The sequence below is a fragment of the Pseudomonas sp. GM78 genome (genome assembly GCF_000282475.1).
Classification (GTDB): Bacteria; Pseudomonadota; Gammaproteobacteria; order Pseudomonadales; family Pseudomonadaceae; genus Aquipseudomonas.
On record NZ_AKJF01000063.1, the window covers coordinates 1 to 26864 of the forward strand.

Consider the following 26864-nt stretch of genomic DNA (forward strand, 5'->3'; position numbering starts at 1 on the left):
CCGCCAGTGGCAGGTAGCCGCCGGTCAGGGCCTTGGACAGGCAGAGGAAGTCCGGCCGGATGCCGGCCTGTTCACAGGCGAACATCGTTCCGGTGCGGCCGAAGCCAACGGCGATTTCGTCGTGGATCAAGTGCACGCCATAGCGGTCGCAGGCTTCACGTAGCAGCTTGAGGTACACCGGGTGGTACATGCGCATGCCGCCGGCGCCCTGGATCAGCGGCTCGACGATCACGGCGGCGACGGTGTCATGGTTCTCGGCCAGGGTCTGTTCCATGGCGGCGAACATGTTGCGCGAGTGTTCTTCCCAGCTCATGCCCTCAGGGCGCAGGTAGCAATCGGGGCTCGGCACCTTGATCGTGTCGAGCAGCAGCGCCTTGTAGGTTTCGGTGAACAGCGGCACGTCGCCCACCGACATCGCCGCCATGGTTTCGCCGTGGTAGCTGTTGGTCAGGGTGACGAAGCGCTTCTTGTTCGGCAGGCCGCGGTTGAGCCAGTAGTGAAAGCTCATTTTCAGCGCGACTTCGATGCAGGACGAACCGTTATCGGCGTAGAAGCACCGGGTCAGACCTTCGGGCGTCATCTTCACCAGGCGCTCGGACAGCTCGATCACCGGCTGATGGCTGAAGCCGGCGAGGATCACGTGTTCCAGTTGATCGACCTGATCCTTGATGCGCTGGTTGATGCGCGGGTTGGCATGGCCGAACACGTTCACCCACCAGGAGCTCACCGCGTCGAGGTAGCGTTTGCCTTCGAAATCTTCCAGCCACACGCCTTCACCGCGCTTGATCGGGATCAGCGGCAGTTGTTCGTGATCTTTCATCTGGGTGCAGGGATGCCACAACACCGCGAGATCGCGCTGCATCCACTGATTGTTCAGGCCCATGTTCAGTCTCCTCGAGGCGGTCCGTGACACGCGCGGACATACAATCGCGCAAGCCTATGCAAAGCGTGCCTCGGGAACAACCCATTGTGTCGATTGAGCTACTTTGTATAGGGCGGTAGACGTTGCTGGCGGGCGTCTGACGGCTGACGTATCCTTCGCGGTTCTTGGGCCGCCTGGCTCGTAAAACCGCTATTTTTTCCTGAATTTCCGGAGTTCGCTGAATGTCTGTCGGTTGGCTGCGCGCCTGTGCGCTGGTGATGTTGGGGCTGTTCAGCGTGTCTGCGCTGGCCAAGGATAAAACCGCGATCGTGATCGGCGGCGGGGTCTCGGGCCTCACGGCTGCTTATGAGCTGCAGAACAAAGGCTGGCAGGTCACGCTGCTGGAAGCCAAGCCGAGCCTGGGTGGCCGCTCCGGCATGGCCACCAGCGAGTGGATCGGCAACGACAAGACCCAGCCAGTCCTGAACAAGTACGTCTCGACGTTCAAGCTGAGCACCACGCCAGCGCCGGAATTCGTGCGCACACCCAGCTACCTGATCGATGGCGTGTATTACACCGCGGCCGATCTGGCCACCAAGGATCCAACCACTGCCGAAGCGCTCAAGCGCTACGAAAAGACTGTGGATGACCTGGCGCGCTCGATCGAAGACCCGCTGAACCCGGCAGCCAACAACACGCTGCACGCCCTGGACCAGATCAACGTGTCCAACTGGCTTGATCGCCTGAGCCTGCCGCCGACTGCCCGTCAGCTGGTGAACCAGCAGATTCGTACCCGTTACGACGAACCTTCGCGCATCTCGCTGCTGTACTTCGCCCAGCAGAGCCGCGTTTATCGTGGCGTTTCCGACCGTGACCTGCGCGCTTCGCGCCTGGTCGGTGGCAGCCCAGTGCTGGCCCAGGCCTTCGTCAAGCAACTGAAAACCATCAAGACCAGCTCCCCGGTCTCGTCCATCAGCCAGGACAAGGACGGCGTCACCGTCAAGGTCGGCAGCGTTGGTTATCAGGCTGACTACGTCGTACTGGCCGTGCCTCTGCGTGCACTGAACAAGATCCAGATGACCCCGGCACTGGACGCCCAGCACCTGGCGGCGATCAAGGGCACCAACTACGGCTGGCGCGACCAGATCATGCTGAAGTTCAAGACGCCAGTGTGGGAAAGCAAGGCGCGCATGTCCGGCGAGATCTACAGCAACACCGGCCTGGGCATGTTGTGGGTCGAGCCTGCGCTGAAGGGCGGCGCCAACGTGGTGATCAACCTGTCCGGCGATAACGCACGCGTAATGCAGGCGTTCGGCGACAAGCAAATGGCCGATCAGGTGTTGATTCGCCTGCACGCGTTTTATCCACAGGCGCGTGGTTCGTTTACCGGTTATGAAATCCGTCGGTACAGTACCGACCCTTCGATGGGCGGCGCTTACCTGGCGTTCGGTCCAGGTCAGATCAGCAAGTTCTGGCGCCTGTGGGAACGTCCGGTTCAACGCGTAGCCTTTGCTGGCGAGCACACCGACGCCCTGTACCCGGGCACCCTGGAAGGCGCGTTGCGCACCGGTCAGCGTGCGGCAGGTCAAGTTGAAGACCTGGCGGCTGGCAAGTCGTTTGACCCGGCGAAGGCCGCTCCAGTAGCCGCGGCAGCTGCAGCCGGCGCGGTGGCGGCGAAGAAGGGCAACTTCTTCAGCAATCTGTTCGGCGGCTCGGATGACGAGAAGAAACCGGAACCGGTCAAGGCACCAGAACCTGTCGCACCGGCGCCTGCACCAGCGCCAACGCCGGCACCAGCAGCTGCACCGGTCGAGGCAGCGAAGCCTGCTGCACCGGTGAAGGCTGAGCCGGCCAAGAAAGCGCCAGCCAAAGCCCCGGCGAAGAAACCGGCAGCCAAGACCGAGGCAAAAAAAGCCCCGGCGAAAAAGGCTGAACCGGCGAAGAAGCCAGCGGCGGCCACTGTTACCAAGGCCCAGTAACGTTCAGGTGTAAAAAAAGCGCGGCCCCAGGGTCGCGCTTTTTTATGTCCGGAAAAAAACCGGGAGCGAAATCGAATAAATCTTTTGATACAGGTGTTCTCTGCTTTGTATTCACTTTTTCTCACAATTTCGACTTTAATCTTTCCTTAACCCGCGTGATTTAGGCTTTCGATCGCATTTCTCGATATTTCAAAGCGAAATTTTCGGCTTTAATTCGATGGATAAATCGATAGTCTTGGGCCAGCACATACAGGATCTAGGCAATGCAGCTACGAAACTCTACTTCCCGTTACGGCTGGGTCAGCATTTTCATTCACTGGAGTGTGGCGCTGGCGGTCTTCGGTCTGTTCGCGTTGGGGCTGTGGATGGTCGGGCTCGACTACTACAGCACCTGGCGCAAAGACGCGCCGGACCTGCACAAGAGCATCGGCCTGGTGTTGCTGGGTGTGATGGTGCTGCGGGTGTTGTGGCGTTTCATCAGTCCGCCGCCACCGACCCTGTCCAGCTACAGCCGTCTGACGCGCCTGGGCGCCCATTTCGGCCATGGCTTTCTGTATCTCAGTCTGTTCGCTGTGATGATTGCCGGTTACCTGATTTCCACCGCAGAAGGTGTCGGTATCCCGGTGTTCGGCTTGTTTGAAGTGCCTGCGCTGGTGTCCGGACTACCGGACCAGGCAGATACCGCCGGTGTGATTCACCTCTGGCTGGCGTGGGTGCTGGTAATTTTTTCCGGCCTCCATGCGTTGGCAGCATTGAAGCACCACTTTATCGACCGTGATGTGACCCTCAAGCGAATGCTGGGTCGCAAAGCCTGAAGTTCAACCTCGACTCCAAAGGAAAACAAAGCATGTTGAAAAAGACTCTGGCCGCTCTGGCAATCAGTTCCGCCCTGTTGTCCGCCGGTAGCGTCATGGCCGCTGACTACGTGGTCGACAAGGAAGGCCAGCACGCCTTCGTTGACTTCAAGATCAGCCACCTGGGCTACAGCTTCATCACCGGTACTTTCAAGGACATCGACGGCAAGTTCAGCTTTGACGCTGCCAAGCCTGAAGACAGCAAGATCGAGTTCAACGTGAATACTGCCAGCGTGTTCACCAACAACGCCGAGCGCGACAAGCACATCTCCAGCAAAGACTTCCTGAACGGCAGCAAAGCCACGTTTGTTTCCACCAGCGTCAAACCTACCGGCAAAAACGCTGCTGGCAAGGACACTGCTGACGTGGCTGGCGACCTGACTATCCTCGGTGTGACCAAGCCAATCGTGGTCAAAGCCACTTTCCTTGGTGAAGGCAAGGATCCATGGGGCGGCTACCGTGCAGGCTTCGAGGGTACCTTCAGCCTCAAGCGTTCCGATTTCGGCAAGCAGAAAGACCTGGGTCCATCGTCCGATGCAGTTGAAATGTACGTGACGTTTGAAGGTGTCAAAGCGAAGTAACTTTCGCTGCTGACAAAAACGCCCGCTGCTCTCCCGAGCGCGGGCGTTTTTTATTGCCGCACGCAACCCCCTTGTAGGAGCGAGCATGCTCGCGAAAAACCTATAGGCGCCGCTGGGCATCTGGTTTAACGCGTTATCGTTCACGTCCATCGCGAGCAGGCTCGCACCTACAGGTTTTGTATCGCTCAAAAAAATGCCCCGGACCTTTCGGTACGGGGCATTTTTTATTGCAGCGATAACTCAGCGATTGCGGGTCAGCAATGCCGGTTTTTCGCCACGAGGACGGCTTGGCAGTTGATCCAGCTGCTCAGGTGTCGGGAAGCGATCGGCTTTCGACTCCTTGTGCATGATCTTCGGCGCGGGGCCACGTGGGTTCTGCACGGCCGGTTCCGAACGCGATTGCTCGTCACGGGCCGGGCGGCGGTTGCGCGAGTCTTCGCGACGGGCCTGGCCATCACGTGGTGCGCCGCTGCGTGGACCGCTGCGCTTGGCTGGCGGGGTGCCGGTGCTGGCGCCATCGCTGTTGCGCGGACCGCTCTGGCGACCACCCTGTGGCTTGCCGCCACGTGGTGCGCCTGCACCTGCAGCTGTGCCTTGTGCCGGAGCACCTGGGCGACGGCCGCGGCCCTGGGCCGGTTTCTGCTGTGGCACGTAGTCGACGCGGTTACCGAAGTTATCGATATCGTCGTCCAGGAACTCGTCAGGAGCACGATCAGCTGCGGCGCGCGGCGGCTGGCTTGGCTGACGCTGTTCGCGGGCCGGGGTGCCTTCGCGCGGCTTTTGCTGACGGGCTGGGCGCTCACCGCGCTCGCCTGCCGGTTTTTCCTTGCCCTTGTCCTTGCCTTTGTCCTTGCGACCGCCACCACCACCGCTGCCATTCGGACCGTCGCCGCGCGGGCCACGTGGATTGCGCGGGTTGCGCATGTCCGGACGCTCGCGTGCCTCGGGTTTCTCGGCTTCCACGGCGCTGGCATCGAAGCCCATCAGGTCGCCGTCGGCGATTTTCTGCTTGGTCATGCGCTCGATGCTTTTCAGCAGTTTTTCTTCGTCCGGGGCCACCAGCGAGATCGCTTCGCCCGAACGACCGGCACGGCCGGTACGGCCAATGCGGTGCACGTAGTCTTCATCGACGTTCGGCAGTTCGAAGTTGACCACGTGTGGCAACTGGTCGATGTCCAGGCCGCGGGCGGCGATGTCGGTGGCAACCAGGATGCGCACGGTACCGGCCTTGAAGTCGGCCAGGGCTTTGGTGCGAGCGTTCTGGCTCTTGTTGCCGTGGATCGCGACGGCGCTCAGGCCGTGTTTGTCCAGGTACTCGGCCAGGCGGTTGGCGCCGTGCTTGGTGCGGGTGAACACCAGCACCTGTTCCCAGGCGCCAGCGGTGATCAGGTGCGCCAGCAGTGCACGCTTGTGGCTGGCCGGCAGGCGGAATACGCGCTGTTCGATGCGCTCGACCGTGGTGTTCGGCGGCGTGACTTCGATGCGTTCCGGGTTGTGCAGCAGCTTGCCGGCGAGGTCGGTGATGTCCTTGGAGAAGGTCGCCGAGAACAGCAGGTTCTGGCGCTTGGCCGGCAGACGGGCGAGGACTTTCTTCACGTCATGGACGAAGCCCATGTCGAGCATGCGGTCGGCTTCGTCCAGCACGAGGATTTCCACGTGGGACAGGTCGACGCTGCCTTGGCCGGCCAGGTCGAGCAGGCGGCCAGGGCAGGCCACCAGCACGTCTACGCCACGGGACATGGCCTGGACCTGAGGGTTCATGCCGACGCCGCCGAAGATGCAGGCGCTGACGAACTTCAGGTCACGGGCATAGACCTTGAAGCTTTCGTGCACTTGCGCCGCGAGTTCGCGAGTAGGGGTCAGGACCAGTACGCGCGGTTGGCGCGGGCCGTGACGCTGGGATTTGTCCGGGTGACCGTTGGGGAACAACCGCTCCAGGATCGGAAGGGCGAAACCGCCGGTTTTACCAGTACCTGTCTGTGCCGCGACCATCAGGTCGCGACCTTGCAACACGGCGGGAATGGCCCGCTGTTGCACCGGAGTAGGCTCGGTATAGCCCGCTGCCTCGATGGCGCGGACTAAAGCCTCGGAGAGACCGAGGGAAGCAAAGGACATGAGTAATCCTGTTTTAAGTTAGGGCTTGGCCCAATGGGAGTCTTGCCTGGCGCGAATGGCGTTTATGAGGAACGCAATCCCGTCCGGTCCTGCTTCGGTCACGAAGGCTCGTCTGGAGCGCTCGCGCGGGCTGAAAAGCTGCGCTGTAGCGGGGTCGAGATGCCTTGAACGGTTCCGAGCGTCCGGGCGTGAGCCTGGCGGGAAGGCCGGAGTATAACAGAGCAATCACTGCGCGCCGCTTTCCTGCTGCTCAACGGTTTTTTCCGTGTTGGCCGTGGTCCGTCCGGCGTTGGGGGTATCGGCCGGGGCGGCGCCATATCGCGCGCTGAGCTCGGCGTAGGCGGGTTCGCGCTTGAAACGTTTGAGTTCGGCGCCGAAGCGCTGCACCAGCAAGTCCATGCCGGCATTGCGTCGCACCGCCAGGAACTGGCTCTGCTGACTGATGACGACGGGATTTTCGGTGATCTGGTTGCGGATATTCAGTTCGTCGAGCAAGTGCTGGCCCACCCTGCGGTCGGTGATCAGCAAGTCGATCCGCCCGCGCACCAGTTTGCCGAAGTTCGCCTCATGGCTCGGCGCGGGTTCCCGGGTGAACAGGGTCGAGTTCCTGAAGTCCTGGCTGTACAGGTAGCCAGGAGAGATGCCGATGGTCAGGCCGCGCAGTTCGTCGAGGGTGCGAAACGGGTGGGGCCTGGCGTTGGCGTAGAACATCACGAACTGCACGTCCGACAGCGGTTCGCTGGGGTAGAGCAGGGTCGCATCGCGCTCATCGCTATGGAAGATGTCCAGCGCGCCATCGGCCTGACCGGTTTCAAGCATCGACAGACAGCGTTTCCATGGCAGGAACTGCCATTCCACTTCGATGCCCAAGCGCTTGAAGACGATGGCGGTGGTTTCGTAGTCCAGTCCCTGTGCCTTGCCGTTCTCCTCGTACACGTAAGGTGCCCAGGGTTCGGTGACAATGCGCAGCTTCTCGCCCCTAGCGGCAAAGCTAAGGCAAGTGAAAACAAGCAGGGCGACGAACTGCGTGATCAAAGGCATGGGCTTGAGATTACGACGAGAAACGCGAAAGAGCCAGAAACTGGCAGCAGATGCTCTAACTCCGTGGATTGCCGCACAATAAAAGTGCGTTGAAAGCAAAAATCGCAGCCTGCGACAGCTCCTACGTTGGAATGTTTATTTCCTGTAGGAGCCGTCGCTGGCTGCGATCTTTTGATCTTGCTTTGTTTAACGCGGCAACTTCAGGTTGTTCCACACCGCCAGGCTCGCTTCAGCCTGGTTCAGTGTGTAGAAGTGCAGCCCTGGCGCGCCGCCCTGCAGCAGGCGTTCGCACATCTCGGTGATGACTTGCTCGCCGAAACGCTGAATGCTCTGGGTGTCGTCACCGTAGGCTTCCAGCTGCTTGCGGATCCAGCGCGGGATTTCCGCACCGCAGGCATCGGAGAAGCGTGCCAGCTTGCTGTAGTTGGTGATCGGCATGATCCCCGGCACGATCGGGATGTTCACGCCCTTGGCCCGTACACGCTCGACGAAGTAGAAGTAGCTGTCGGCGTTGAAGAAGTACTGGGTGATCGCACTGTCGGCGCCAGCGTTGGCTTTGCGCACGAAGTTGTTGATATCGTCTTCGAAGTTGCGCGCCTGCGGATGCATTTCCGGGTAGGCGGCGACTTCGATGTGGAAATGGTCGCCAGTTTCTTCACGGATGAATTCAACCAGGTCGTTGGCGTGGCGCATTTCACCGCTGGCCATGCCCATGCCCGAAGGCAGGTCACCGCGCAAAGCGACGATGCGCTGGATGCCGGCGGCCTTGTACTGGCTCAGCAGGCCGCGCAGGTCGGCCTTGCTGTCGCCCACGCACGACAGGTGCGGTGCGGCCGGGACTTTGACTTCGCTTTCGAGCTGCAACACGGTGTTGAGCGTGCGATCGCGGGTCGAGCCACCCGCACCGTAGGTGCAGGAGAAAAAATCGGGGTTGTACGTGGCCAGCTGACGGGCAGTGGCGAGCAGCTTTTCATGCCCAGCGTCGGTCTTGGTAGGGAAGAACTCGAAGCTGTAGCGACGATCTTGGGACATGGAGGGGACCTCCAGCTACAAGCTACAAGCTACAAGCTGCAAGAGAAGCGGAGGTGCGCTTGTCTCTTGTGCCTGGAACCTGCTGCCTGAAACTGTTTTGGCAAATTGGGTCAAAGCGATCGGCTTCGCGCGGCAAGGTCGGCTTTTGGCACTTGCTTGCCGCTTGAAGCTTAAAGCTTGCAGCTGCTCTTAGTAGCGATAAGCGTGCGGCTTGAACGGACCTTCGACGGTCACGCCGATGTAGTCGGCCTGGGTCTTGGTCAGTTGAGTCACAACGCCGCCGAAACCGCGGACCATTTCCAGGGCCACTTCTTCGTCGAGTTTCTTCGGCAGTACTTCAACGGTCAGGCGCTCGGCTTTCTGGGCTGGCGACAGGTCGGCGTACTTCTGGCCGAACAGGAAGATCTGCGCCAGTACCTGGTTGGCGAACGAACCGTCCATGATGCGGCTCGGGTGGCCAGTGGCGTTGCCCAGGTTAACCAGGCGGCCTTCGGCCAGCAGGATCAGGTAGTCGTCGTTCTGGGCATCGAATGCACCAGCGCCGGTACGGTGGATCTTGTGAACCTGCGGCTTCACTTCTTCCCATGCCCAGTTCTTGCGCATGAAAGCGGTGTCGATTTCGTTGTCGAAGTGGCCGATGTTGCAGACAACAGCGCGCTTCTTCAGGGCCTTGAGCATGTTCGCGTCGCAAACATTGACGTTACCGGTGGTGGTCACGATCAGGTCGATCTTGCCCAGCAGGGCCTTGTCGATGCTTTCTTCGGTACCGGTGTTGATACCGTCGATGAACGGCGAAACCAGTTCGAAACCGTCCATGCAGGCTTGCATGGCGCAGATCGGGTCGACTTCGGAAACCTTGACGATCATGCCTTCCTGACGCAGGGACTGAGCCGAGCCCTTGCCCACGTCACCGTAACCGATGACCAGCGCTTGCTTGCCGGACAGCAGGTGGTCGGTACCGCGCTTGATTGCATCGTTCAGGCTGTGACGGCAGCCGTACTTGTTGTCGTTCTTGCTCTTGGTCACCGAGTCGTTGACGTTGATGGCCGGGATTTTCAGCTCGCCCTTGGCCAGCATGTCCAGCAGGCGGTGCACGCCGGTGGTGGTTTCTTCGGTCACGCCGTGAACGCGATCCAGTACCTGTGGGTACTTCTTGTGCAACAGTTCGGTCAGGTCGCCGCCGTCGTCGAGGATCATGTTGGCGTCCCATGGCTGGCCATCCTTGAGGATGGTCTGCTCCAGGCACCACTCGTACTCCTGCTCGGTTTCACCTTTCCAGGCGAAAACCGGAATGCCGGCAGCGGCGATGGACGCGGCAGCCTGGTCTTGAGTCGAGAAGATGTTGCAGGACGACCAGCGTACTTCGGCACCCAGGGCAACCAGGGTTTCGATCAGCACGGCGGTCTGAATGGTCATGTGGATGCAGCCGAGGATCTTCGCGCCCTTGAGCGGTTGCTCTTCGGAGTACTTGCGACGCAGACCCATCAGGGCTGGCATTTCCGATTCGGCGATGATGGTTTCGCGACGGCCCCAGGCAGCCAGGGACATGTCGGCGACTTTGTAATCGTTAAAATCTGCAGGCGTGATAACAGCGCTCATGAAGAGCCTCCATTCGTAATGTATGCGAATGGGCGCCGTTGTGCGTTTAGTGTCTGGCCGGTGATGGCCAAGCAACGCCCCATCCGAGCCTGACAGGCCTAGCCTGCTGCAGCGCCCCTCGGACAGGTGGCGGGAAAACGGTAGCAAGTGAAGATTACCGTTTTGAAACGGGGGCGATTATAGCGGGCTATGCTGATCTTCCAAAGGGTTTCTGTCGGTCAATGTGCGAACGGTAATGGTGGCCATAGAAGATGCCGAATAGAGCTCTGGCCCGGGGTCTGCCAAGATACCGTCCATCATTCGGCAAGACGCTCAGGAGTGCATATGAATTTCCACACCCGCAAATGGGTCAAGCCCGAAGACCTGAACCCCAATGGAACGCTGTTCGGCGGTAGCCTGCTGCGCTGGCTCGACGAAGAAGCGGCGATCTACGCCATCGTCCAGCTGGGCAACCAGCGCGTGGTCACCAAGTACATTTCCGAGATCAACTTCGTCAGCGCCTCGCGCCAGGGCGACATCATCGAGCTGGGTATCACCGCCACCGAGTTCGGTCGCACCTCGATCACCCTCAAGTGCGAAGTGCGTAACAAGATCACCCGCAAAAGCATCCTGACGGTGGAGAAGATCGTTTTCGTCAACTTGGGTGAAGACGGCTTGCCTGCGCCCCACGGGCGCACCGAGATCAAGTACGTCAAGGACCAGTTCAAGGATGAGGGCGCCGTCGAATAATGTTCGGCGTGTAAGAACGTAAGCTGAACCGCAGGGGTCGTAATTAAATCGCACGCCAGCGGTTCAGGAGTTCCATGGACACTAAAAAAGACGGCAAGACCCCCGACCTCTCGGCAAAAGAGCAGCACGAAGTCGAAAAGAACCAGCCACCGCGCGCGGCGGTGCTGCACGAAATCATCCGCACCCAGGGCGATCAGGAACTGGAACGCAGCGTTGCCGCGCTGTGGTGGTCGGCACTGGCCGCCGGCTTGACCATGGGCCTGTCGTTGATGGGCATGGGCTTGCTCAATTCCCGCCTGCCGGACGGCGAAGGTTTCAAGGTGATTGCCAGTTTCGGCTATTGCGCCGGCTTCCTCGCGGTGATTCTGGCCCGCCAGCAACTGTTCACCGAAAACACCCTGACCGCCGTGCTGCCGATCATGAGCAAGCCCACGCTTGGGAACTTCGGCCGATTGCTGCGGCTGTGGGGAGTGGTGCTGGTGGGTAACCTCTGCGGCACGATACTGGTGGCCTACGTCATGCTGGAGCTGCCGATTTTCGACAGCAAGACCGACGTGGCCTTCCTCGACATCGGCCGCAAGGTCATGGAGAACGACGCCAGCCAGATGTTCGCCAAGGGCATCATCTCGGGCTGGATGATCGCCACCATGGTCTGGATGATCCCGTCCATGGAGAGCGCCAAGATGTGGATCATCATCCTCATCACTTACCTCATGGCGCTGGGGGATTTCACGCACATCGTGGTCGGTTCGCTGGAGGTCTCGTACCTGGTGTTTGCGGGCCAATTGCCGTGGAAGGATTTCTGGCTGGTGTTCGCCGGTCCCACGCTGGTGGGGAACATCGTGGGTGGCAGCTTTATTTTTGCGTTGATCAGCCATGCACAGATTCGCAGCGAGAGCGGGGCGCCTAAAGACAAGGGGAGCGAAGCCAAGTCGACACCCGAGGAGCGCTAGGTAGCAGGCCGGATGAGGTTTCAGTGCTCGGCCGGCCTTTACGGAACTGTGCAGGTCTCAGATATCGCGGATGTCCATTCGTTTGATTGCCTCGGTCAACACCGCAGGCTTCGGACCCGGAGTTTCAGCATGCAGGCGTTTGACAGCTTGAAGCAGCTCCCGAAAGCCCGGGGCGCTTCTGTGGTTGAGCTTGATCGCCAGCCACGCGGTTTTTCCTGGTGTATCGCCAAGTTGATCCAGGTAATGCATCGCTTGGTGCATTTCTCCTGAGAGTTCCAATCTTTCCCTCGATATGGAAAAGGCGTCAATCACTGCCTGTTTCAAGTCGTCCAAGGCATGTTGAGCTTGCTGTCGGAAGGCGATGACTGCTTCGCAGGCTTGATCGTTCTGCAGCTCCAGCGTCGCCGCTTCGAACATTTGGTCATCGAGGGCCAAGAGAGCGTCACCCATGGAGTTGAAGGTGTATTTTTCGTTGGGTTCATGGCCGGAGAAGGCGAATCGTTGGGGGCGCTTGAGGTGTATTTCGACTACGCCGTTTTCATAGCGAAGGATTGACAGGCCTTGATCGCTCAATGACCGCAACAGGGTTTCGGCGTGGCCCTGACCGACTTGCGCCGACCCGCTCATGAAATCACTCCAGTGACTGTCAATCGGACCTGAAGATGAGCCTTGAGTGGCAGTGCCCTCGTTGATCGAGGGGAGTGTTGAAGGCGTTGTGGTAGGTATTGGGTTGCTCATAAGTGCCTCTTCCTTTGAGGGCGGTTCGGAAGCTGCACTTTAGGAGAGTGGTGAATGCCCGGGGAGCGCGATGCATTAACTTGAAATACTTGCCTGCAGTCGGTTGGGAAGCCCCCTTGGCATTACTCGAATGGCTCTGCCATGGGGCTTTCAGCTGGATTCAAGGCTATCGATCAAAAGACCTGAAGAAATGTCGCACAACGTGCGTCCAGATTACCTTGGTGTAAGGCAACCCGTTTCTGACCAGCTTGCGGAGGCCAGGTCAGCCGGCCGCATCCAGCGCAGCGGCACCACGCCTTTGCAGGTGGATAAAGTACAGCGCGGCCAACACGGTCAAGCCACTGACCAGTGCGCCGGTCCACGGCAGGTCCGCCAGATCTGCACCGCTGGCGACCACCAGCCCGCCGATCCAGGCACCTGCGGCGTTACCGAGATTGAATGCGCTCTGGTTCAGCGTCGAACCCAGGTTGGGCGCTTCATGGGCCTGATCGATGATCAGCAGTTGCAGGATCGGGCACAGGGCGAAGGCGAAAATGCCCCACAACACCAGGGTGATCGCTGCGGGAATCACTGAGTGGCTGGTCTGGCTGAACGCGGCCAGGACCACCACCACGGCCAGCGCCATGCCGACCAGTGAAGGCAGCAAGCGGCTGTCGGCCAATCGCCCGCCGAGCATGCTGCCCGCGGTCAGGCCCACGCCGAACAACAACAGCATGATGGTCACGCCATGGGGGCTGACACCGGTGATGTCCTGCAGGATCGGCGCGATGTAGGTGAATACGCTGAACAGGCTGGTCGAGGCCAATACGCTCATGCCCAGTGCGAGCAGCACGTTGGCCTTGCCCAGTACCTTGAACTCGCTCGCCAGGTTGGCTTTATCCATCACGATGTGCTTCGGCAGCCAGACCCACTGCGCAATGGCAGCGATCACGCCGATCACCGACACCGCCCAGAACGTTGAGCGCCAGCCGGCGTACTGCCCGAGCGCGGTACCCAGTGGCACTCCAAGCACGTTGGCCAGGGTCAGGCCGGTGAACATCATGGCAATCGCCTGGGCTCGTTTGTTCGGCGCCACAAGGCCCGCGGCAACCACCGAACCGATGCCGAAGAACGCGCCGTGGCACAGCGCGGTAATCACGCGTGCGGCCATCAGGGTGGCGTAGTTCGGCGCTAGTGCGCAAAGCACGTTGCCGAGGATGAACATAAGTGTCATGCCCAGCAGTGTCGCTTTGCGTGGCATGTTGGCCGTACCGACTGCGAGGATCGGCGCACCGAACACCACGCCCAGGGCATAGCCGGTGATCAGCAATCCGGCGTGGGGAATGCTGACCGCGAGGTCGCGGGCAACATCGGGCAACAAGCCCATGATGACAAATTCAGTGGTGCCGATGCCGAACGCGGCAACAGCGAGGGCAAGCAAAGCGAGTGGCATGCGCAGGGTCTCTGTCGGTAGTCTTGACGCTCTGATCAGGCATACGCATGCCAAAGGCCGATCTCGATGAGAACGGCCAAGGGCATTGTTATTGGAATTAGTCTGTGCGCAACTGAGTGCGGCGTGGTCGGTTGCAGTATAAACAGCTGCTGACATATGGCGAATCAATTCTCTGCCCAGACTCTGACCCTGTAGGAGCGAGGCTTGCCCGCGAACCAGTCACCGCGGTGTATCTGCTGTACCGCGTTATCGTTCTTCGCGGGCAAGCCTCGCTCCTACAGGGGGAGCGCGGGACAACAAAAGGAGTAGGCCGTGCTTGCGACGGCGTTGGTGTTGGTGGCGGCGCTGCTGCATGCGGCGTGGAATACCCTGATCAAGTTCAGTGCCGAGCGTTTGCTGGTGGTGGCCTGCATGGACAGCGTGGCAATGCTCTTCGTCGCGCTTATGTTGCCGTTCGTGGAGCTGCCGCCACTGGACATCTGGCCGTGGATTCTCGCCTCGGCGGCGTTCGAGTTGCTCTACCGTTACTTGCTGATCCAGGCCTATCGAGTCGGCGACCTCGGTCTGGTCTATCCGCTGATGCGTGGGCTGTCGCCGCTGGTGGTGTTGGCACTGACCCTGGTGTTTGCCGGGGAAGTGCTGACCCACCAGCAGATCTTCGGCATTCTGCTGATCCCGCTCGGCATGCTTTGCCTGCTCTGGCAGGGGGGAGGCGGTGCGCGCTTGCCGTGGTCGATGCTGCCTGTGGTCGCGTTGATCGGCTTGTGCATTGGTTGCTACACCTTCATCGACGGTCAGGCCTTGCGGCGCTGGTCGCATCCACTGGATTACCTGGTCTGGGTGACGTTGCTCAGTGCCTGGCCTTTTCCGTTGCTGGCCTGGGTGCGCAAGCGCCCGGCGTTCAAACTGTTCTGGCGCGAGCAATGGCGATTGGGGCTGGCGGTCGGGTTCTGCGTGTTGTTCAGCTACGCTCTGGTGCTGTGGGCCATGCAGCTGGGCTCGATTGCCGAAGCGGCGGCCTTGCGCGAGATCAGCGTGATTCTGGTGGTGCTGTTCGGCATGCGTTACCTGAAAGAGCCTTTCGGCGGGCCAAGGCTCCTGGCCTGCGGGCTGGTCCTGGTCGGTATGCTGGTGATGAAATTTTGACGGGTCAAAATCTGAGAAAGGGACTGCTGAATGAATGTTGCTCTGTGGTGCATTTTAATCGCGATCATCCTGCCGTATGTGTGTATAGCGGTGGCCAAGATCAGCGGCGGCTACGGTTTGAGACACAATCATGATCCCCGGGGATTCCTCGATTCCCTGGAGGGCTTGGGCAAGCGGGCGCATGCGGCGCAACTGAACAGCTTCGAAGTGGCCCCGGCGTTCGCGGCAGCCGTGATCGTGGCGCACCTGGTCGGCAATGCGGAGCTGGTGACCCTCAATGTGTTGTCGGTGTTGTTCATCACCAGTCGGCTTCTCTACATCATTTTCTATCTGGCGGACTGGGCGACCTTGCGGTCGTTGGTGTGGTTTGTGGGGATGGGGTTGATCATCAGCTTCTTTGTCGTTTCGGTTTAGAGGCAAGATCAGAAGATCGCAGCCTCGTTTCACTCGACAGCTCCTGCAGCGATCGAGTGCATCCACGATAATGCGGCGGATGCGGTCAATGTAGGAGCTGCCGCAGGCTGCGATCTTTTGATTTAAAGCTTGTCGGCGACTTGCGGCACCTGTGGCAGTGCCGCGCCTTTGGGCCATAACATCCAGATTTGCCCTTGCTGTTTCATGTCACCAGCCAGTTGCCCGGCTGCGTCGCCGGTACCCCAGAACAGATCTGCACGAACCTCGCCGGCAATTGCACCGCCGGTGTCCTGGGCAGCTACCGGGCGTACCAGTGCGGTGCCGTCCGGCTTGGTGGTGGACAGCCACAATAGGCTGCCCAGCGGAATCACCTTGCGATCCACCGCCGCACTGTAACCGGCCGTCAACGGCACGTTCAGCGAGCCGCGCGGCCCTTCGTTGCTATCGGGGTTTCTGGTGAAAAACACATAGCTCGGGTTGCTGCCGAGCAGTTCTGGAATGCGCGAAGGATTGGCCTTGGCCCAGTTGCTGATCGCCCCCATGGTCACGTCTTCTTTCTTCAACTCGCCTTGCTCCACCAACCAGCGCCCGATCGGTCGGTAAGGGTGACCGTTCTGGTCGGCGTAAGCGATTCGCAGCTGGCGACCGCCGTCGAGCTGGATCCGACCTGAGCCCTGGATTTGCAGGAACTGCAGGTTCATCGGATCGGTCAGCCAGGCCACGACCGGCGCCTTGACCCCGTTGCTGCCGATGGTTGCGGCATCGTCGTAAGGCTTGAGCACACGGCCTTCAAGCCGGCCGCGCAGGCGTTTGCCCTTGAGTTCCGGGTAGATGCTGTCCAGCGAGACGATGATCATGTCCTCAGGCACGCCATATACCGGGATGTTCGCCGTTGCGGTTTGGGTCAGGCTGCCGGGGTAGACCGGTTCGTAGTAGCCAGTGATCAATCCGTTGGGATTGTCGTTGGCGGCGCGCAGGCCGTAGACATCCAGGTTCTGCTTGAGAAAGCCGCGGATGTCGCTGGCGCTCTGCGGCACGTTGGCCGCCGCTGCGCAGGTGCCACCCCAGACCGGGTCGGCCTTGAGTCGGGTGCAGGCGCTGCGCCAGGAGCCGAAACCGGCCACGAGGTCGTTGTCGGAGACCACCGGCAACGCTTCCCAGGTGGCGCTGGAGTAGGTGGCCAGGGCGTGGGTCTTCGGTTGCTTGTCTTCGCCGCCGGTGCAGCCCGCGAGCACGGCCACTATTGGAAGCGTCCAGGCCAGGGGGTGACACCAGGCCTTGAAACGGCTGTTCATGGGGTAATTCCTTTGCCGGTTGCCTGAGTGTGGTGTGCGTTCATGCAATCCGTATTGATGATAGGGGTATTGGTGTTTGCCGGTGACGCGAGGATACTGGCCGACGTTTTCCGTGACCTGAAGCCACCATGACTCTTAAAAGACTTTCTGTTGTATTGCTGGCCTGCCTGACGCTGTCCGCTTGTGGCGGCGTCGACCCCAACTCGCCCCTCGGGCAGCGCAAGGCCATTTTCAAGCAGATGCTCAAGACCGGTGAAGACCTGGGCGGCATGTTGCGTGGCCGTATTGCGTTCGATGGCCCCAAATTCGCTGACGGCGCGGTGAAACTCGATGCGCTGTCCCGTGAGCCGTGGAAACATTTTCCGCAGGTGCGCGAAGAAGACCACACCAGCGCCAAAAGTGACGTCTGGGAGAAGCAGGCACGCTTCGAGCAAATGGCTCGCAGTCTTGAAACCGCGACCGGCGAGTTGGTAATCGCCAGTCAGGTTCAACCCTACAAGGCCAGTAATCTGGGGCCGGCGGTACAGAAGGTCGAAGATGCCTGCAGTGCGTGCCATAAAGAGTTTCGGGATCATTAAAGCGCTTGAAAAGCGCTTTTATTTATCCAGCTCATCCACCGCTTCCTGCAACTCCTTGCGGGACTCGGCGAGTTTGTCCTTGCGCTTGTTGATCTTCTCGGCGTCGCCTTGTTTCATGGCTTTGTCGAGGTCGGCCTGACGCTTGCTGACTTCGTGCTTGGCGTCGAGCACCTTGTTTTCCCGTTCTTTCTTCAGCGAGGCATCGGTGCAATTGGCGCTGACTTCGCTCAGGGCTTTCTCCAGGCCGGCCTGCTGTTCGGCATTGCCGTGGGATTTGGCCAGTTCGATCTGATTGATGATGCCTTGCTTCTTGGCGGCGCAGCCGGTCAGGCCCGGGGCCTCTTCGACAGCCATCAATGGAGTGGCCATAACGCTGCAAAGGGTCAACAGGGCCAGCGATGGAAGAAATTTCATAAAAGCTCCAGGTGAAAAAGCATTCGTGTCGATGCAGCGATGGCATGTTTGAGCCCATCGGGACTTCGGGGTTCCCGGGCGCAAGGGCATCACCGGGGCTAAAACTAAAAACCGTCCATGGCGGCCCGGCGCAGTGTTTCACTCAGGGCCAGGACCTGCGGATCGCGAAAAAATGCACTCAATTGCGCTGCGCGGCCTGGTCCGATGCCGGGTTGGGTCTGCCATTGCTCGATGTCTCGTTGCGCCAGCTCCCGCCATGAATCGCCGAGGTGCGCCTGGCCAGTCGGCGGCATGCCCAGGGCTTTAAGCCAGCGGGCGAATGGGCGTTGCCGGGCACCGTTGAAACTATTGGCCAGCCGGGCAGCGCTGAGCTCGCCTAAACCGTCAATGTTAGCAAGCTCTTGGGCATCGAGGGTCAACCAATCCAACAGGCTGTTCAGGCGACCTGTTTCAAGAAGTTTTTCCCATGTGCCGGGGCCGACATGGGGCAGGCCCAATCCGTGCTTGCCGCTGAGCCAGGTCAGGCGCGCGAGAAACTGGCTTTCGCATCCAGGGGTCGGCTGCCAGCAACTCAATGGATGAAAGTCGGCTGCCAGCGGTACATTCATTTCAGCGCGTTCGGTACTGCGCAGCACAACGCCATCGAGCCTGGGAATGGTCAGGCCGGCCAGGCTGATGGAGACCTGGTCGCCCGGTCGAATATCCAGCGTTTGCCAGCGCTGCAGGGAACTCACACTGACGCGCTTGACCTGCTGGTCATCAAGGGTCACCGGGACCAACTCCAGCACGGGGGTGATCCGTCCCGTGCGGCCAATCTTGAAATGAACCTTGCGCACCTCGGCCAGTGCCTGGGCGAAGGGATATTTCCAGGCAATGATCCAGTACGGCGCTTTTGCCTGCCAGCGCTCGGCGGGCGGGCGCTGCTCCTGGCGCAGGACAATCCCGTCGCTGGCAAATGGCAGGGGCGAGCGATACCAGTGATCACGCCAGCGCTCGACCTCGGCAATTGAACTGATGCGCTGGGTGTACTGTGCGGTGCTGGCAAAGCCGAGTTTTTCCAGTTCCGCGATACGGGCTGGCAAGCTTGTCGGCCCGTGGGGCCATTCCCAGGCAAACAGGCCGATCCCCTCGGCCTGCTTGATACTCAACGTCTTGCGGGCCATCAAGCCGGCTACCGTGCCGCGGGCGTTCAGGCTGCCGGCGATGGCTTGCACGTGGTCAGTCAGGCGCCAGTAGAGCTCGCCCTGTACCACCAGGTCCCGTGGCTCGGGCAGGCGTTGAGGAATGGCGCCGATCTGGCGGGCCGAGGCTGTCCAGTCCTGGCCATGCACACCATCGCCTCGACTGATCGCCTGAGTCAGCAGACCGTTGCGGTAGACCAGGGTTACCGCCACACCGTCGACCTTGGGCTGGGCCCAGACCTGCGCACGATCACGCAGCCAGTGTTCGACTGCGCCGCCGCCGGGCAGTTTTTCCAGGCCGGTATGCGGCACCGGGTGGGCCAGCGGGCCGCTCGCGGTGCGCAATGGATCGGTGCCCGAACCGGGACTGAAGCATTGGCGCCATTGGGTCAGTCGTGCGAAGGATTGATCGTAGAGTTCGTCGGCGACCAGCGAACGACCTTCACGGTGATAGCTGTCATCCCAGAGGTCGATTTGTTTTTGCAGCGCAGCGAGTTCTTGCGCGGCGCGCGCAGGGGGCCAGGCAGGACATTCGCCAGCAGCAGTGTTCAGGCACAGGCAGGTCAGGAGTAAGCCGGTCAGCAGGCGGGGCAGCATCGTGAGCTTCCTTGCTCGATGGAGGTGCCTGAAGGTTAGTCAGCGGCGGGCTGATGGGCTTAATGCTGTTTTTCGGATTGTTTCCACCCATTAAAAAGCCCCGCACGGCGAACCGTGCGGGGCTTGAGGTACCACTGGGAAGTCTTACAGGCCGGCAGCGGTACGCAGGTCGTCGGCGCGGTCGGTTTTTTCCCAGGTGAAGGTGGTGAAGGTGTCATCGCCAACCGTCTTGGTTGCCGGGGTGCGACCGAAGTGGCCGTACGCCGCGGTTTCCTGGTACATCGGGTGCAGCAGGTCAAGCATGGTGGTGATTGCGTAAGGACGCAGGTCGAACACTTCGCGGACCAGCTTGACGATCTTGTCGTCGCTGATCTTGCCGGTGCCGAAAGTGTTCAACGAGATCGAAGTCGGTTGAGCGACGCCGATGGCGTAGGACACCTGGATCTCGCAGCGCTCGGCCAGGCCGGCGGCGACGATGTTCTTGGCCACGTAACGACCGGCATAGGCAGCCGAACGGTCAACCTTCGATGGATCCTTACCGGAGAATGCACCGCCACCGTGGCGGGCCATGCCGCCGTAGCTGTCGACGATGATCTTGCGGCCGGTCAGGCCACAGTCGCCCACCGGGCCACCGATGATGAACTGGCCGGTCGGGTTGATGTGGAACTGAGTGTCCTTGGACAGCAGTTCGGCAGGCAGCACGTGCTTGACGATCAGTTCCATCACGCCTTCGCGCAGGTCGGTGTACGACACTTCCGGGTTGTGCTGGGTCGACAGGACCACCGCGTCGATGCCGACAACCTTGCCGTTTTCATAGCGGCAGGTCACTTGCGACTTGGCGTCCGGACGCAGCCAAGGCAGCAGGCCGGATTTACGGGCTTCGGCCTGACGTTGCACAAGCTGGTGCGAGAACGTGATCGGTGCTGGCATCAGCACGTCGGTTTCGTTGCTGGCGTAGCCGAACATCAGGCCCTGGTCGCCAGCGCCCTGATCTTCAGGCTTGGCACGGTCGACACCCTGGTTGATGTCAGGGGACTGCTTGCCGATGATGTTCATCACGCCGCAGGTCGCACCGTCGAAGCCGACGTTGGAGCTGGTGTAGCCGATGTTGGTGATGACGTCACGAACGATCTGCTCCAGGTCAACCCAGGCCGAGGTAGTGACCTCGCCAGCGATGATCGCCACGCCGGTTTTCACCAGAGTCTCGCACGCCACGCGGGCGAACTTGTCTTCAGCGATGATGGCGTCCAGCACCGCATCAGAAATCTGGTCGGCGATTTTGTCCGGATGCCCTTCAGACACGGACTCGGAGGTGAAAAGGGAGTATTCGCTCATCTCGATGTTTTCCTGAAATTACCGATGGTGAGTGTCGCCAGCCGACCGCTGAAAATGGCGGACCTGAATCTGGAAACCATTACGTAAGCCTACATAGAGGCTTTCTCCGGGGGCGAGCCCCGCAGCGGTGGCCCAACGGGCCAGATCGTCCTGTTCAAACCCCAACCAGAGATCACCGCAGGCCTCCTTGGCCCAACTCTGGTTGTGGCTACATAATTCTGTCACCAACAGGCTGCCGCCTGGTTGCAGCAAGTTGGCCATGTGCTTGAGCGCATCGGCCGGCGCGGCAAAGTGATGCAATACCATGTTCAGTACAACGCAATCGGCCTTGAGGCTGACACCGTTCAGGGCATCGGCCAGTTGCAGGCTAACGTTAGTCAGCGAATCGCGTTCGCATACCTGGCGCGCCAGTTCGAGCATCGCCTGGCTATTGTCCAGTGCCGTGACCTGAGTGAAGCGGCGTGCCAGTTCCGGCAGGAATGCACCGTCGCCGGGGCCGACTTCGATCGCCGTGGCAGCGCTGCAGAAGCTCAATTTGTCGAGCAGGGCCACCACGCTTTCGCGGTACTGTGGCAGGCCGGCGATCAAGTCTTGCTGAGCGCGAAATTTCTCGGCGACCCGTGAGAAAAAATCCTGGCTGGCCGCCTCGCGTTGCTTATGAACCTGGGTGATCCGCATCTGCACGTCGGCAGGCAAGGTCAGGTTGTCCACTTCTTCGAGCAAGGCCGCGTGCAGTTTGCCCCCTGGTAACTCGGTGTGGGGCAGGGCGCGACGGTAGAAAATCGCGTTGCCTTCACGGCGAGTAGCGACCAGATCGGCCTGGGCCAGCACCTTGAGGTGATGGCTCATGCCCGATTGGCCGATGCCGAAGATCTGCGCCAGTTCCAGTACGCCGAACGAATCGTTGGTCAGTGCGCGCAAGACATTCAGGCGCAAGGGATCGCCGCCGGCCTTGCACAAGGCCGCCAGCTCATCACAATCGTCTGGGCGAATGGAGGGCGCGCGTAAATTCATAGGGCGGCAGTCTAGTCACGCGCCGGAAGCATCGCAAGATCAATATCAAAAAGTTTTGATATTGATCGATAGATGGCACTTCTCACGAACTGGTTAACTCTACAAACCGATAGCGGAAAGGTTTCACCCGCCTAATCCGTCGTCAAGCGTTGGAAAAACGCCTCCAGATGACTTTCTGTCATTGCCCCGAGGCGTCCCGGTGAGGGAAAATGCTCGCCTTTTTTCCGTTTCATTTTTATCACTCTCGATTCAGAACCCGCAGGAGAACAGCGATGCCTAGCCGTCGTGAGCGTGCCAACGCCATTCGTGCCCTCAGCATGGATGCCGTGCAAAAAGCCAACAGCGGCCATCCCGGTGCCCCTATGGGTATGGCGGATATCGCCGAGGTGCTGTGGCGCGACTACCTCAAGCACAACCCGAGCAATCCATCGTTCGCCGACCGTGATCGCTTCGTGCTGTCCAACGGCCACGGCTCGATGCTGATCTACTCGCTGCTGCACCTGACCGGCTATGACGTCACCATTGATGACCTCAAGAGCTTCCGCCAGCTGCACAGCCGCACCCCGGGTCACCCGGAATTCGGCTACACCCCGGGCGTCGAGACCACCACAGGTCCCCTGGGCCAGGGCCTGGCCAATGCGGTGGGCTTTGCCCTGGCTGAAAAAGTCATGGCGGCGCAGTTCAACCGTCCTGGCCACAACATCGTCGACCACCACACCTACGTGTTCCTGGGTGATGGCTGCATGATGGAAGGCATCTCCCACGAAGTCAGCTCCCTGGCCGGTACCCTGGGCCTGGGCAAACTGATCGCCTTCTACGATGACAACGGCATCTCCATCGACGGCGAAGTCGAAGGCTGGTTCACCGATGACACGCCAAAGCGTTTCGAATCGTACAACTGGCAAGTGATCCGCAACGTCGACGGTCATGACCCGGAAGAGATCAAGATCGCGATCGAGACGGCGCGTAAAAGCCCGCAGCCAACCCTGATCTGCTGCAAGACCACCATCGGCTTCGGTTCGCCGAACAAGCAAGGCAAGGAAGACTGCCACGGCGCCCCACTGGGTGACGCGGAAATCGCCCTGACCCGTGCGGCGCTGAAATGGAACCACGGCCCGTTCGAAATCCCGGCCGACATTTATGCCGAGTGGGATGCCAAGGAAGCCGGCCGTGCGGTCGAAGCCGAGTGGGACCAGCGTTTCGCGGCCTACTCCGCGGCGTTCCCGACCGAAGCCAACGAACTGATCCGTCGTCTGAGCGGCGAACTGCCGGCCGACTTCAGCGAAAAGGCCGATGCCTACATCGCCGAAGTGGCCGCGAAGGGCGAAACCATCGCCAGCCGTAAAGCCAGCCAGAACGCCCTGAACGCGTTCGGCCCGCTGCTGCCAGAGTTCCTCGGCGGTTCGGCTGACCTGGCCGGTTCCAACCTGACCCTGTGGAAAGGCTGCAAAGGCGTCACCGCCGAAGACGCCAGCGGCAACTACATGTACTACGGCGTGCGCGAGTTCGGCATGACCGCGATCATGAACGGCGTTGCCCTGCACGGCGGCCTGGTGCCTTACGGCGCGACCTTCCTGATGTTCATGGAATACGCGCGCAACGCAGTGCGCATGTCGGCCCTGATGAAGCAGCGTGTGATTCACGTCTACACCCACGACTCCATCGGTCTGGGCGAAGACGGCCCGACTCACCAGCCAATCGAGCAACTGGCCAGCCTGCGCTGCACGCCGAACCTCGACACCTGGCGTCCGGCCGATGCCGTTGAATCGGCGGTGTCCTGGAAGTATGCGCTGGAGCGTAAAGACGGTCCTTCGGCCCTGATCTTCTCGCGTCAGAACCTGCAGCACCAGACCCGCAATGCCCTGCAGGTCGCCGACATCAGCCGTGGTGGCTATGTGTTGAAGGACTGCGCAGGCGAGCCTGAGCTGATCCTGATCGCCACAGGTTCCGAAGTCGGCCTGGCCGTTCAGGCTTACGACAAGCTGACCGAGCAGGGCCGCAAGGTGCGTGTGGTTTCCATGCCTTGCACCAGCGTGTTCGACGCCCAGGATGCCGGCTACAAGCAATCGGTCCTGCCGTTGCAGGTCAGCGCCCGTATCGCCATCGAAGCTTCGATCGCCGACTACTGGTACAAGTACGTCGGCCTGGAAGGCCGCGTGATCGGCATGACCACTTACGGCGAGTCGGCGCCTGCGCCTGCCTTGTTCGAAGAGTTCGGCTTCACCCTGGAAAACATCCTGGGTCAGGCTGAAGAGCTGCTGGAAGACTAAAACACGGCGCGGTGGTCTCACGACCACCGCGGTCCCTTGTAGGAGCGAGCCTGCTCGCGATGGTCGTTAACGATAACGCTGGGTGCCTGAATGCCCGCGTTGTCTGGGCCACCATCGCGAGCAGGCTCGCTCCTACAGGGGGTTGTGTTATTAACGAGATTTCGTCTGACTGCGTCTATCGAGAACCCCCATGCCTCAACCGCGTCCCTACAAAGTTGCACTCAACGGCTACGGCCGGATTGGTCGTTGCGTCTTGCGTGCGTTGTTCGAGCGAGGCGAAAAGGCCGGGTTCGAGATTGTCGCGATCAACGATCTGGCTGACATGGCCAGCATCGAATACCTGACACGCTTCGACTCTACCCACGGGCGCTTTCCCGGTGAGGTGAAGGTCGATGGCGATTGTCTGCATATTAATGGCGACTGCGTGAAGGTCCTGCGCAGTGCCACTCCCGAAGGCATCGATTGGGCGTCGTTGGGCGTCGATCTGGTGCTGGAGTGCTCCGGCGCTTACCACACTCGCGAAGACGGCCAGCGGTTCCTCGACGCCGGCGCACCGCGCGTGCTGTTTTCCCAGCCGATGGCCAGCGAAGCGGATGTCGATGCCACCATCGTGTACGGCGTGAACCAGGATTGCCTGACGGGTGATGAGTTGCTGGTGTCCAACGCCTCCTGCACGACCAACTGCGGCGTGCCGTTGTTGCGACTGCTGGATCAGGCCATCGGGCTCGAGTACGTGTCGATTACCACCATCCATTCGGCCATGAATGACCAGCCGGTGATCGACGCCTATCATCACGAAGATTTGCGCCGCACCCGTTCGGCGTTTCAGTCGGTGATTCCGGTGTCCACTGGTCTGGCGCGCGGCATTGAACGCTTGCTGCCGGAACTTGCCGGGCGAATTCAGGCCAAAGCCGTACGTGTGCCGACGGTTAACGTGTCTTGCCTCGATATCACGATGCAGACCGTGAGCGACACCGACGCCACCGAGGTCAACCGGATCCTGCGCGAGGCTGCCACCCGCGGCCCGCTCAAAGGCCTTCTGGCCTACACCGAGTTGCCCCACGCAAGTTGTGATTTCAACCACGACCCACATTCGGCGATCGTCGATGCCAGTCAGACCCGAGTTTCCGGCCCAAGGCTGGTGAACATCCTGGCCTGGTTCGACAACGAATGGGGTTTTGCCAACCGAATGCTGGATGTTGCGGAACACTATCTGCACACAGCCTCAACAAAACCTGCTCTCTAAGAACAGCTACTCAGGAAATGCGACCCATGACCGTGTTGAAGATGTCCGACCTCGATCTGCAAGGTAAGCGCGTACTGATTCGCGAAGACCTCAACGTCCCAGTCAAGGACGGTGCTGTCACCAGCGATGCGCGAATCCTGGCTTCGCTGCCGACCATCAAGCTGGCCCTGGAAAAAGGCGCGGCCGTGATGGTCTGCTCGCACCTTGGCCGTCCGACCGAAGGCGAATTCTCGGCCGAGAACAGCCTCAAGCCAGTCGCCGACTACCTGAGCAAGGCTCTGGGTCGCGAAGTGCCGCTGGTAGCTGACTACCTGGGCGGCGTCGAGGTGAAAGCCGGCGACATCGTGCTGTTTGAAAACGTGCGTTTCAACAAGGGCGAAAAGAAGAACGCCGACGAGCTGGCCAAGCAATACGCCGCCCTGTGCGACGTGTTCGTGATGGATGCCTTCGGCACCGCGCACCGTGCCGAGGGTTCGACCCACGGCGTGGCCAAGTTCGCCAAGGTTGCCGCCGCGGGCCCGCTGCTCGCCGCCGAACTGGACGCGCTGGGCAAGGCCCTGGGCGCACCGGCCCAGCCGATGGCCGCGATCGTTGCCGGCTCCAAGGTATCGACCAAGCTTGACGTTCTTAACAGCCTGAGCCAGATCTGCGACCAGTTGATCGTCGGCGGCGGTATCGCCAACACCTTCCTGGCGGCTGCCGGTCACCCGGTTGGCAAATCGCTGTACGAGCCGGACCTGCTGGACACCGCTCGCGCCATCGCCGCCAAAGTCAGCGTGCCGCTGCCGGTGGACGTGGTGGTTGCCAAGGAGTTCGCTGAAAGCGCGACGGCCACGGTCAAGTTGATCGCCGATGTTGCCGCTGACGACATGATTCTCGATATTGGCCCGCAGACGGCGGCGAATTTCGCCGAACTGCTGAAATCGTCCAAGACTATCCTGTGGAACGGTCCGGTTGGCGTGTTTGAATTCGACCAGTTCGGTAACGGCACCAAAGTGCTGGCCCAGGCGATCGCCGACAGCGCGGCATTCTCCATTGCTGGCGGCGGCGACACCCTGGCGGCCATCGATAAATATGGCGTTGCCGAGCAAATCTCCTACATTTCTACCGGTGGCGGCGCGTTCCTGGAGTTCGTCGAAGGCAAGGTGTTGCCAGCCGTTGAAGTCCTGGAAAGCCGGGCCAAGGCCTGAGGGTCGCCCGTTTGACCAGGCAAGGGAGTGTTGACATGGTCAAGACCTTAGCGCTGTTGATCGTCGCGGGTTCGCTGGCGGCTTGCGGGAGTAACCCCAAAGCCACGCCGGAACCCGCGCCGTCCGCGCCCCAGGGCGGTTGCTATCAAGCCGACTGGCAGGCGGAAACCAACCCGGTGCTCAACAAGCGTTCCGGGCCTGATGGCCTGGACAAATACGAGACACAGACTCCCGCCAAGGAACATGGTTGTCCTTGACGGGTCTGACTC

The 26864-nt window shown here is 60.6% G+C and carries 24 protein-coding genes and 1 riboswitch; of the genes, 12 read left to right on the top strand and 12 right to left on the bottom strand.

Going from position 1 to position 26864, the window contains the following annotated elements; all coding sequences use genetic code 11:
• Nucleotides 1–883, bottom strand: an 883-nt coding sequence (gene bioA, locus PMI35_RS23315; protein WP_008057031.1) for an adenosylmethionine--8-amino-7-oxononanoate transaminase, incomplete at its 3' end; no start/stop codon positions are given.
• Between the two features lie 221 nt (nucleotides 884–1104).
• Here bioA and PMI35_RS23310 point away from each other — a divergent pair.
• From PMI35_RS23310 to PMI35_RS23300, 3 genes are all read left to right on the top strand, one after another.
• Nucleotides 1105–2841, top strand: coding sequence for a flavin monoamine oxidase family protein (locus tag PMI35_RS23310; RefSeq protein ID WP_008057032.1), 1737 nt, complete (start codon nucleotides 1105–1107; stop codon nucleotides 2839–2841).
• Between the two features lie 263 nt (nucleotides 2842–3104).
• The gene (locus PMI35_RS23305; RefSeq protein WP_008057033.1) at nucleotides 3105–3656 is read left to right on the top strand and encodes a cytochrome b; all 552 of its coding nucleotides are present in this window, start codon (nucleotides 3105–3107) and stop codon (nucleotides 3654–3656) included.
• Nucleotides 3657–3688: 32 nt separating this feature from the next.
• Nucleotides 3689–4276, top strand: a complete 588-nt coding sequence (locus tag PMI35_RS23300) for a YceI family protein (protein ID WP_008057034.1) — start codon at nucleotides 3689–3691, stop codon at nucleotides 4274–4276.
• A gap of 240 nt (nucleotides 4277–4516) precedes the next feature.
• Here the strand turns inward: PMI35_RS23300 and PMI35_RS23295 are convergent, their stop codons facing one another.
• The 4 genes from PMI35_RS23295 to ahcY all read right to left on the bottom strand — a co-directional run bounded on the left by PMI35_RS23295 (nucleotide 4517) and on the right by ahcY (nucleotide 10063).
• Nucleotides 4517–6391, bottom strand: coding sequence for a DEAD/DEAH box helicase (locus PMI35_RS23295; protein WP_008057035.1), 1875 nt, complete (start codon nucleotides 6389–6391; stop codon nucleotides 4517–4519).
• Between the two features lie 225 nt (nucleotides 6392–6616).
• Nucleotides 6617–7432 carry a substrate-binding periplasmic protein gene (locus PMI35_RS23290; RefSeq protein WP_008057036.1) on the bottom strand — a complete coding sequence of 272 codons (816 nt, stop codon included), beginning with the start codon at nucleotides 7430–7432 and terminating at the stop codon, nucleotides 6617–6619.
• 186 nt (nucleotides 7433–7618) lie between these two features.
• Nucleotides 7619–8464 carry a methylenetetrahydrofolate reductase [NAD(P)H] gene (metF, locus tag PMI35_RS23285; protein WP_008057037.1) on the bottom strand — a complete coding sequence of 282 codons (846 nt, stop codon included), beginning with the start codon at nucleotides 8462–8464 and terminating at the stop codon, nucleotides 7619–7621.
• A gap of 189 nt (nucleotides 8465–8653) precedes the next feature.
• Nucleotides 8654–10063 (bottom strand): adenosylhomocysteinase, encoded by a 1410-nt coding sequence (ahcY, locus tag PMI35_RS23280; RefSeq protein WP_008057038.1) that lies wholly within the window; start codon nucleotides 10061–10063, stop codon nucleotides 8654–8656.
• 23 nt (nucleotides 10064–10086) lie between these two features.
• Nucleotides 10087–10189, bottom strand: a riboswitch (S-adenosyl-L-homocysteine riboswitch).
• 198 nt (nucleotides 10190–10387) lie between these two features.
• On the opposite strand from ahcY, the gene PMI35_RS23275 reads away from it, so the two are divergent.
• Both PMI35_RS23275 and PMI35_RS23270 read left to right on the top strand, forming a co-directional pair.
• Entirely contained in the window at nucleotides 10388–10792 is a 405-nt protein-coding gene (locus PMI35_RS23275) for an acyl-CoA thioesterase (protein WP_008057039.1), read from the top strand.
• A 74-nt stretch (nucleotides 10793–10866) separates the two neighbouring features.
• Entirely contained in the window at nucleotides 10867–11745 is an 879-nt protein-coding gene (locus tag PMI35_RS23270) for a formate/nitrite transporter family protein (RefSeq protein ID WP_008057043.1), read from the top strand.
• A gap of 57 nt (nucleotides 11746–11802) precedes the next feature.
• Here PMI35_RS23270 and PMI35_RS23265 read toward each other — a convergent pair whose 3' ends face one another.
• Complete coding sequence (locus PMI35_RS23265) at nucleotides 11803–12483, bottom strand: hypothetical protein (RefSeq protein ID WP_157295601.1); 681 nt, start codon at nucleotides 12481–12483, stop codon at nucleotides 11803–11805.
• Between the two features lie 262 nt (nucleotides 12484–12745).
• Nucleotides 12746–13915 carry an MFS transporter gene (locus PMI35_RS23260; protein ID WP_008057045.1) on the bottom strand — a complete coding sequence of 390 codons (1170 nt, stop codon included), beginning with the start codon at nucleotides 13913–13915 and terminating at the stop codon, nucleotides 12746–12748.
• A 312-nt stretch (nucleotides 13916–14227) separates the two neighbouring features.
• On the opposite strand from PMI35_RS23260, the gene PMI35_RS23255 reads away from it, so the two are divergent.
• Nucleotides 14228–15061, top strand: a complete 834-nt coding sequence (locus PMI35_RS23255; protein WP_008057046.1) for an EamA family transporter — start codon at nucleotides 14228–14230, stop codon at nucleotides 15059–15061.
• 30 nt (nucleotides 15062–15091) lie between these two features.
• Entirely contained in the window at nucleotides 15092–15475 is a 384-nt protein-coding gene (locus PMI35_RS23250; RefSeq protein ID WP_008057047.1) for an MAPEG family protein, read from the top strand.
• Between the two features lie 122 nt (nucleotides 15476–15597).
• Here the strand turns inward: PMI35_RS23250 and mltA are convergent, their stop codons facing one another.
• Nucleotides 15598–16770, bottom strand: coding sequence for a murein transglycosylase A (gene mltA, locus PMI35_RS23245; RefSeq protein WP_008057048.1), 1173 nt, complete (start codon nucleotides 16768–16770; stop codon nucleotides 15598–15600).
• A 128-nt stretch (nucleotides 16771–16898) separates the two neighbouring features.
• On the opposite strand from mltA, the gene PMI35_RS23240 reads away from it, so the two are divergent.
• Nucleotides 16899–17348, top strand: coding sequence for a c-type cytochrome (locus PMI35_RS23240; protein ID WP_008057049.1), 450 nt, complete (start codon nucleotides 16899–16901; stop codon nucleotides 17346–17348).
• A gap of 18 nt (nucleotides 17349–17366) precedes the next feature.
• Here the strand turns inward: PMI35_RS23240 and PMI35_RS23235 are convergent, their stop codons facing one another.
• The 4 genes from PMI35_RS23235 to PMI35_RS23220 form a co-directional block, all read right to left on the bottom strand.
• Nucleotides 17367–17762, bottom strand: coding sequence for a DUF1090 domain-containing protein (locus PMI35_RS23235; RefSeq protein ID WP_008057054.1), 396 nt, complete (start codon nucleotides 17760–17762; stop codon nucleotides 17367–17369).
• 104 nt (nucleotides 17763–17866) lie between these two features.
• Nucleotides 17867–19540: an NAD-dependent DNA ligase LigB gene (ligB, locus tag PMI35_RS23230; RefSeq protein ID WP_008057056.1), complete on the bottom strand. Its 1674-nt coding sequence runs from the start codon at nucleotides 19538–19540 to the stop codon at nucleotides 17867–17869.
• Between the two features lie 144 nt (nucleotides 19541–19684).
• Nucleotides 19685–20875 carry a methionine adenosyltransferase gene (metK, locus tag PMI35_RS23225; RefSeq protein WP_008057058.1) on the bottom strand — a complete coding sequence of 397 codons (1191 nt, stop codon included), beginning with the start codon at nucleotides 20873–20875 and terminating at the stop codon, nucleotides 19685–19687.
• 18 nt (nucleotides 20876–20893) lie between these two features.
• Nucleotides 20894–21889: an ArsR/SmtB family transcription factor gene (locus PMI35_RS23220; RefSeq protein WP_008057060.1), complete on the bottom strand. Its 996-nt coding sequence runs from the start codon at nucleotides 21887–21889 to the stop codon at nucleotides 20894–20896.
• Nucleotides 21890–22161: 272 nt separating this feature from the next.
• Between PMI35_RS23220 and tkt the strand changes: the two genes are divergently transcribed.
• From tkt to PMI35_RS23200, 4 genes are all read left to right on the top strand, one after another.
• Complete coding sequence (gene tkt, locus PMI35_RS23215) at nucleotides 22162–24159, top strand: transketolase (RefSeq protein ID WP_008057061.1); 1998 nt, start codon at nucleotides 22162–22164, stop codon at nucleotides 24157–24159.
• A 190-nt stretch (nucleotides 24160–24349) separates the two neighbouring features.
• Nucleotides 24350–25405: an erythrose-4-phosphate dehydrogenase gene (gene epd, locus PMI35_RS23210; protein ID WP_008057062.1), complete on the top strand. Its 1056-nt coding sequence runs from the start codon at nucleotides 24350–24352 to the stop codon at nucleotides 25403–25405.
• A gap of 26 nt (nucleotides 25406–25431) precedes the next feature.
• A complete protein-coding gene (locus PMI35_RS23205) occupies nucleotides 25432–26595 on the top strand; it encodes a phosphoglycerate kinase (protein WP_008057063.1) in 1164 nt (387 codons plus the stop codon).
• Nucleotides 26596–26630: 35 nt separating this feature from the next.
• The gene (locus PMI35_RS23200) at nucleotides 26631–26852 is read left to right on the top strand and encodes a hypothetical protein (protein ID WP_008057064.1); all 222 of its coding nucleotides are present in this window, start codon (nucleotides 26631–26633) and stop codon (nucleotides 26850–26852) included.
• Nucleotides 26853–26864 lie beyond the last annotated feature (12 nt).

Coding starts and splice junctions, on each gene's coding strand:
- PMI35_RS23250 (WP_008057047.1), top strand. CDS start 15,092: ATGAATGTTGCTCTGTGGTGCATTTTAATCGCGATCATCCTGCCGTAT.
- epd (WP_008057062.1), top strand. CDS start 24,350: ATGCCTCAACCGCGTCCCTACAAAGTTGCACTCAACGGCTACGGCCGG.
- PMI35_RS23290 (WP_008057036.1), bottom strand. CDS start 7,432: ATGCCTTTGATCACGCAGTTCGTCGCCCTGCTTGTTTTCACTTGCCTT.
- ahcY (WP_008057038.1), bottom strand. CDS start 10,063: ATGAGCGCTGTTATCACGCCTGCAGATTTTAACGATTACAAAGTCGCC.
- metK (WP_008057058.1), bottom strand. CDS start 20,875: ATGAGCGAATACTCCCTTTTCACCTCCGAGTCCGTGTCTGAAGGGCAT.
- mltA (WP_008057048.1), bottom strand. CDS start 16,770: ATGAACAGCCGTTTCAAGGCCTGGTGTCACCCCCTGGCCTGGACGCTT.
- PMI35_RS23305 (WP_008057033.1), top strand. CDS start 3,105: ATGCAGCTACGAAACTCTACTTCCCGTTACGGCTGGGTCAGCATTTTC.
- PMI35_RS23310 (WP_008057032.1), top strand. CDS start 1,105: ATGTCTGTCGGTTGGCTGCGCGCCTGTGCGCTGGTGATGTTGGGGCTG.
- PMI35_RS23270 (WP_008057043.1), top strand. CDS start 10,867: ATGGACACTAAAAAAGACGGCAAGACCCCCGACCTCTCGGCAAAAGAG.
- PMI35_RS23205 (WP_008057063.1), top strand. CDS start 25,432: ATGACCGTGTTGAAGATGTCCGACCTCGATCTGCAAGGTAAGCGCGTA.
- PMI35_RS23300 (WP_008057034.1), top strand. CDS start 3,689: ATGTTGAAAAAGACTCTGGCCGCTCTGGCAATCAGTTCCGCCCTGTTG.
- PMI35_RS23240 (WP_008057049.1), top strand. CDS start 16,899: ATGACTCTTAAAAGACTTTCTGTTGTATTGCTGGCCTGCCTGACGCTG.
- PMI35_RS23200 (WP_008057064.1), top strand. CDS start 26,631: ATGGTCAAGACCTTAGCGCTGTTGATCGTCGCGGGTTCGCTGGCGGCT.
- ligB (WP_008057056.1), bottom strand. CDS start 19,540: ATGCTGCCCCGCCTGCTGACCGGCTTACTCCTGACCTGCCTGTGCCTG.
- PMI35_RS23265 (WP_157295601.1), bottom strand. CDS start 12,483: ATGAGCAACCCAATACCTACCACAACGCCTTCAACACTCCCCTCGATC.
- tkt (WP_008057061.1), top strand. CDS start 22,162: ATGCCTAGCCGTCGTGAGCGTGCCAACGCCATTCGTGCCCTCAGCATG.
- PMI35_RS23260 (WP_008057045.1), bottom strand. CDS start 13,915: ATGCCACTCGCTTTGCTTGCCCTCGCTGTTGCCGCGTTCGGCATCGGC.
- PMI35_RS23295 (WP_008057035.1), bottom strand. CDS start 6,391: ATGTCCTTTGCTTCCCTCGGTCTCTCCGAGGCTTTAGTCCGCGCCATC.
- PMI35_RS23220 (WP_008057060.1), bottom strand. CDS start 21,889: ATGAATTTACGCGCGCCCTCCATTCGCCCAGACGATTGTGATGAGCTG.
- PMI35_RS23275 (WP_008057039.1), top strand. CDS start 10,388: ATGAATTTCCACACCCGCAAATGGGTCAAGCCCGAAGACCTGAACCCC.
- metF (WP_008057037.1), bottom strand. CDS start 8,464: ATGTCCCAAGATCGTCGCTACAGCTTCGAGTTCTTCCCTACCAAGACC.
- PMI35_RS23235 (WP_008057054.1), bottom strand. CDS start 17,762: ATGAAATTTCTTCCATCGCTGGCCCTGTTGACCCTTTGCAGCGTTATG.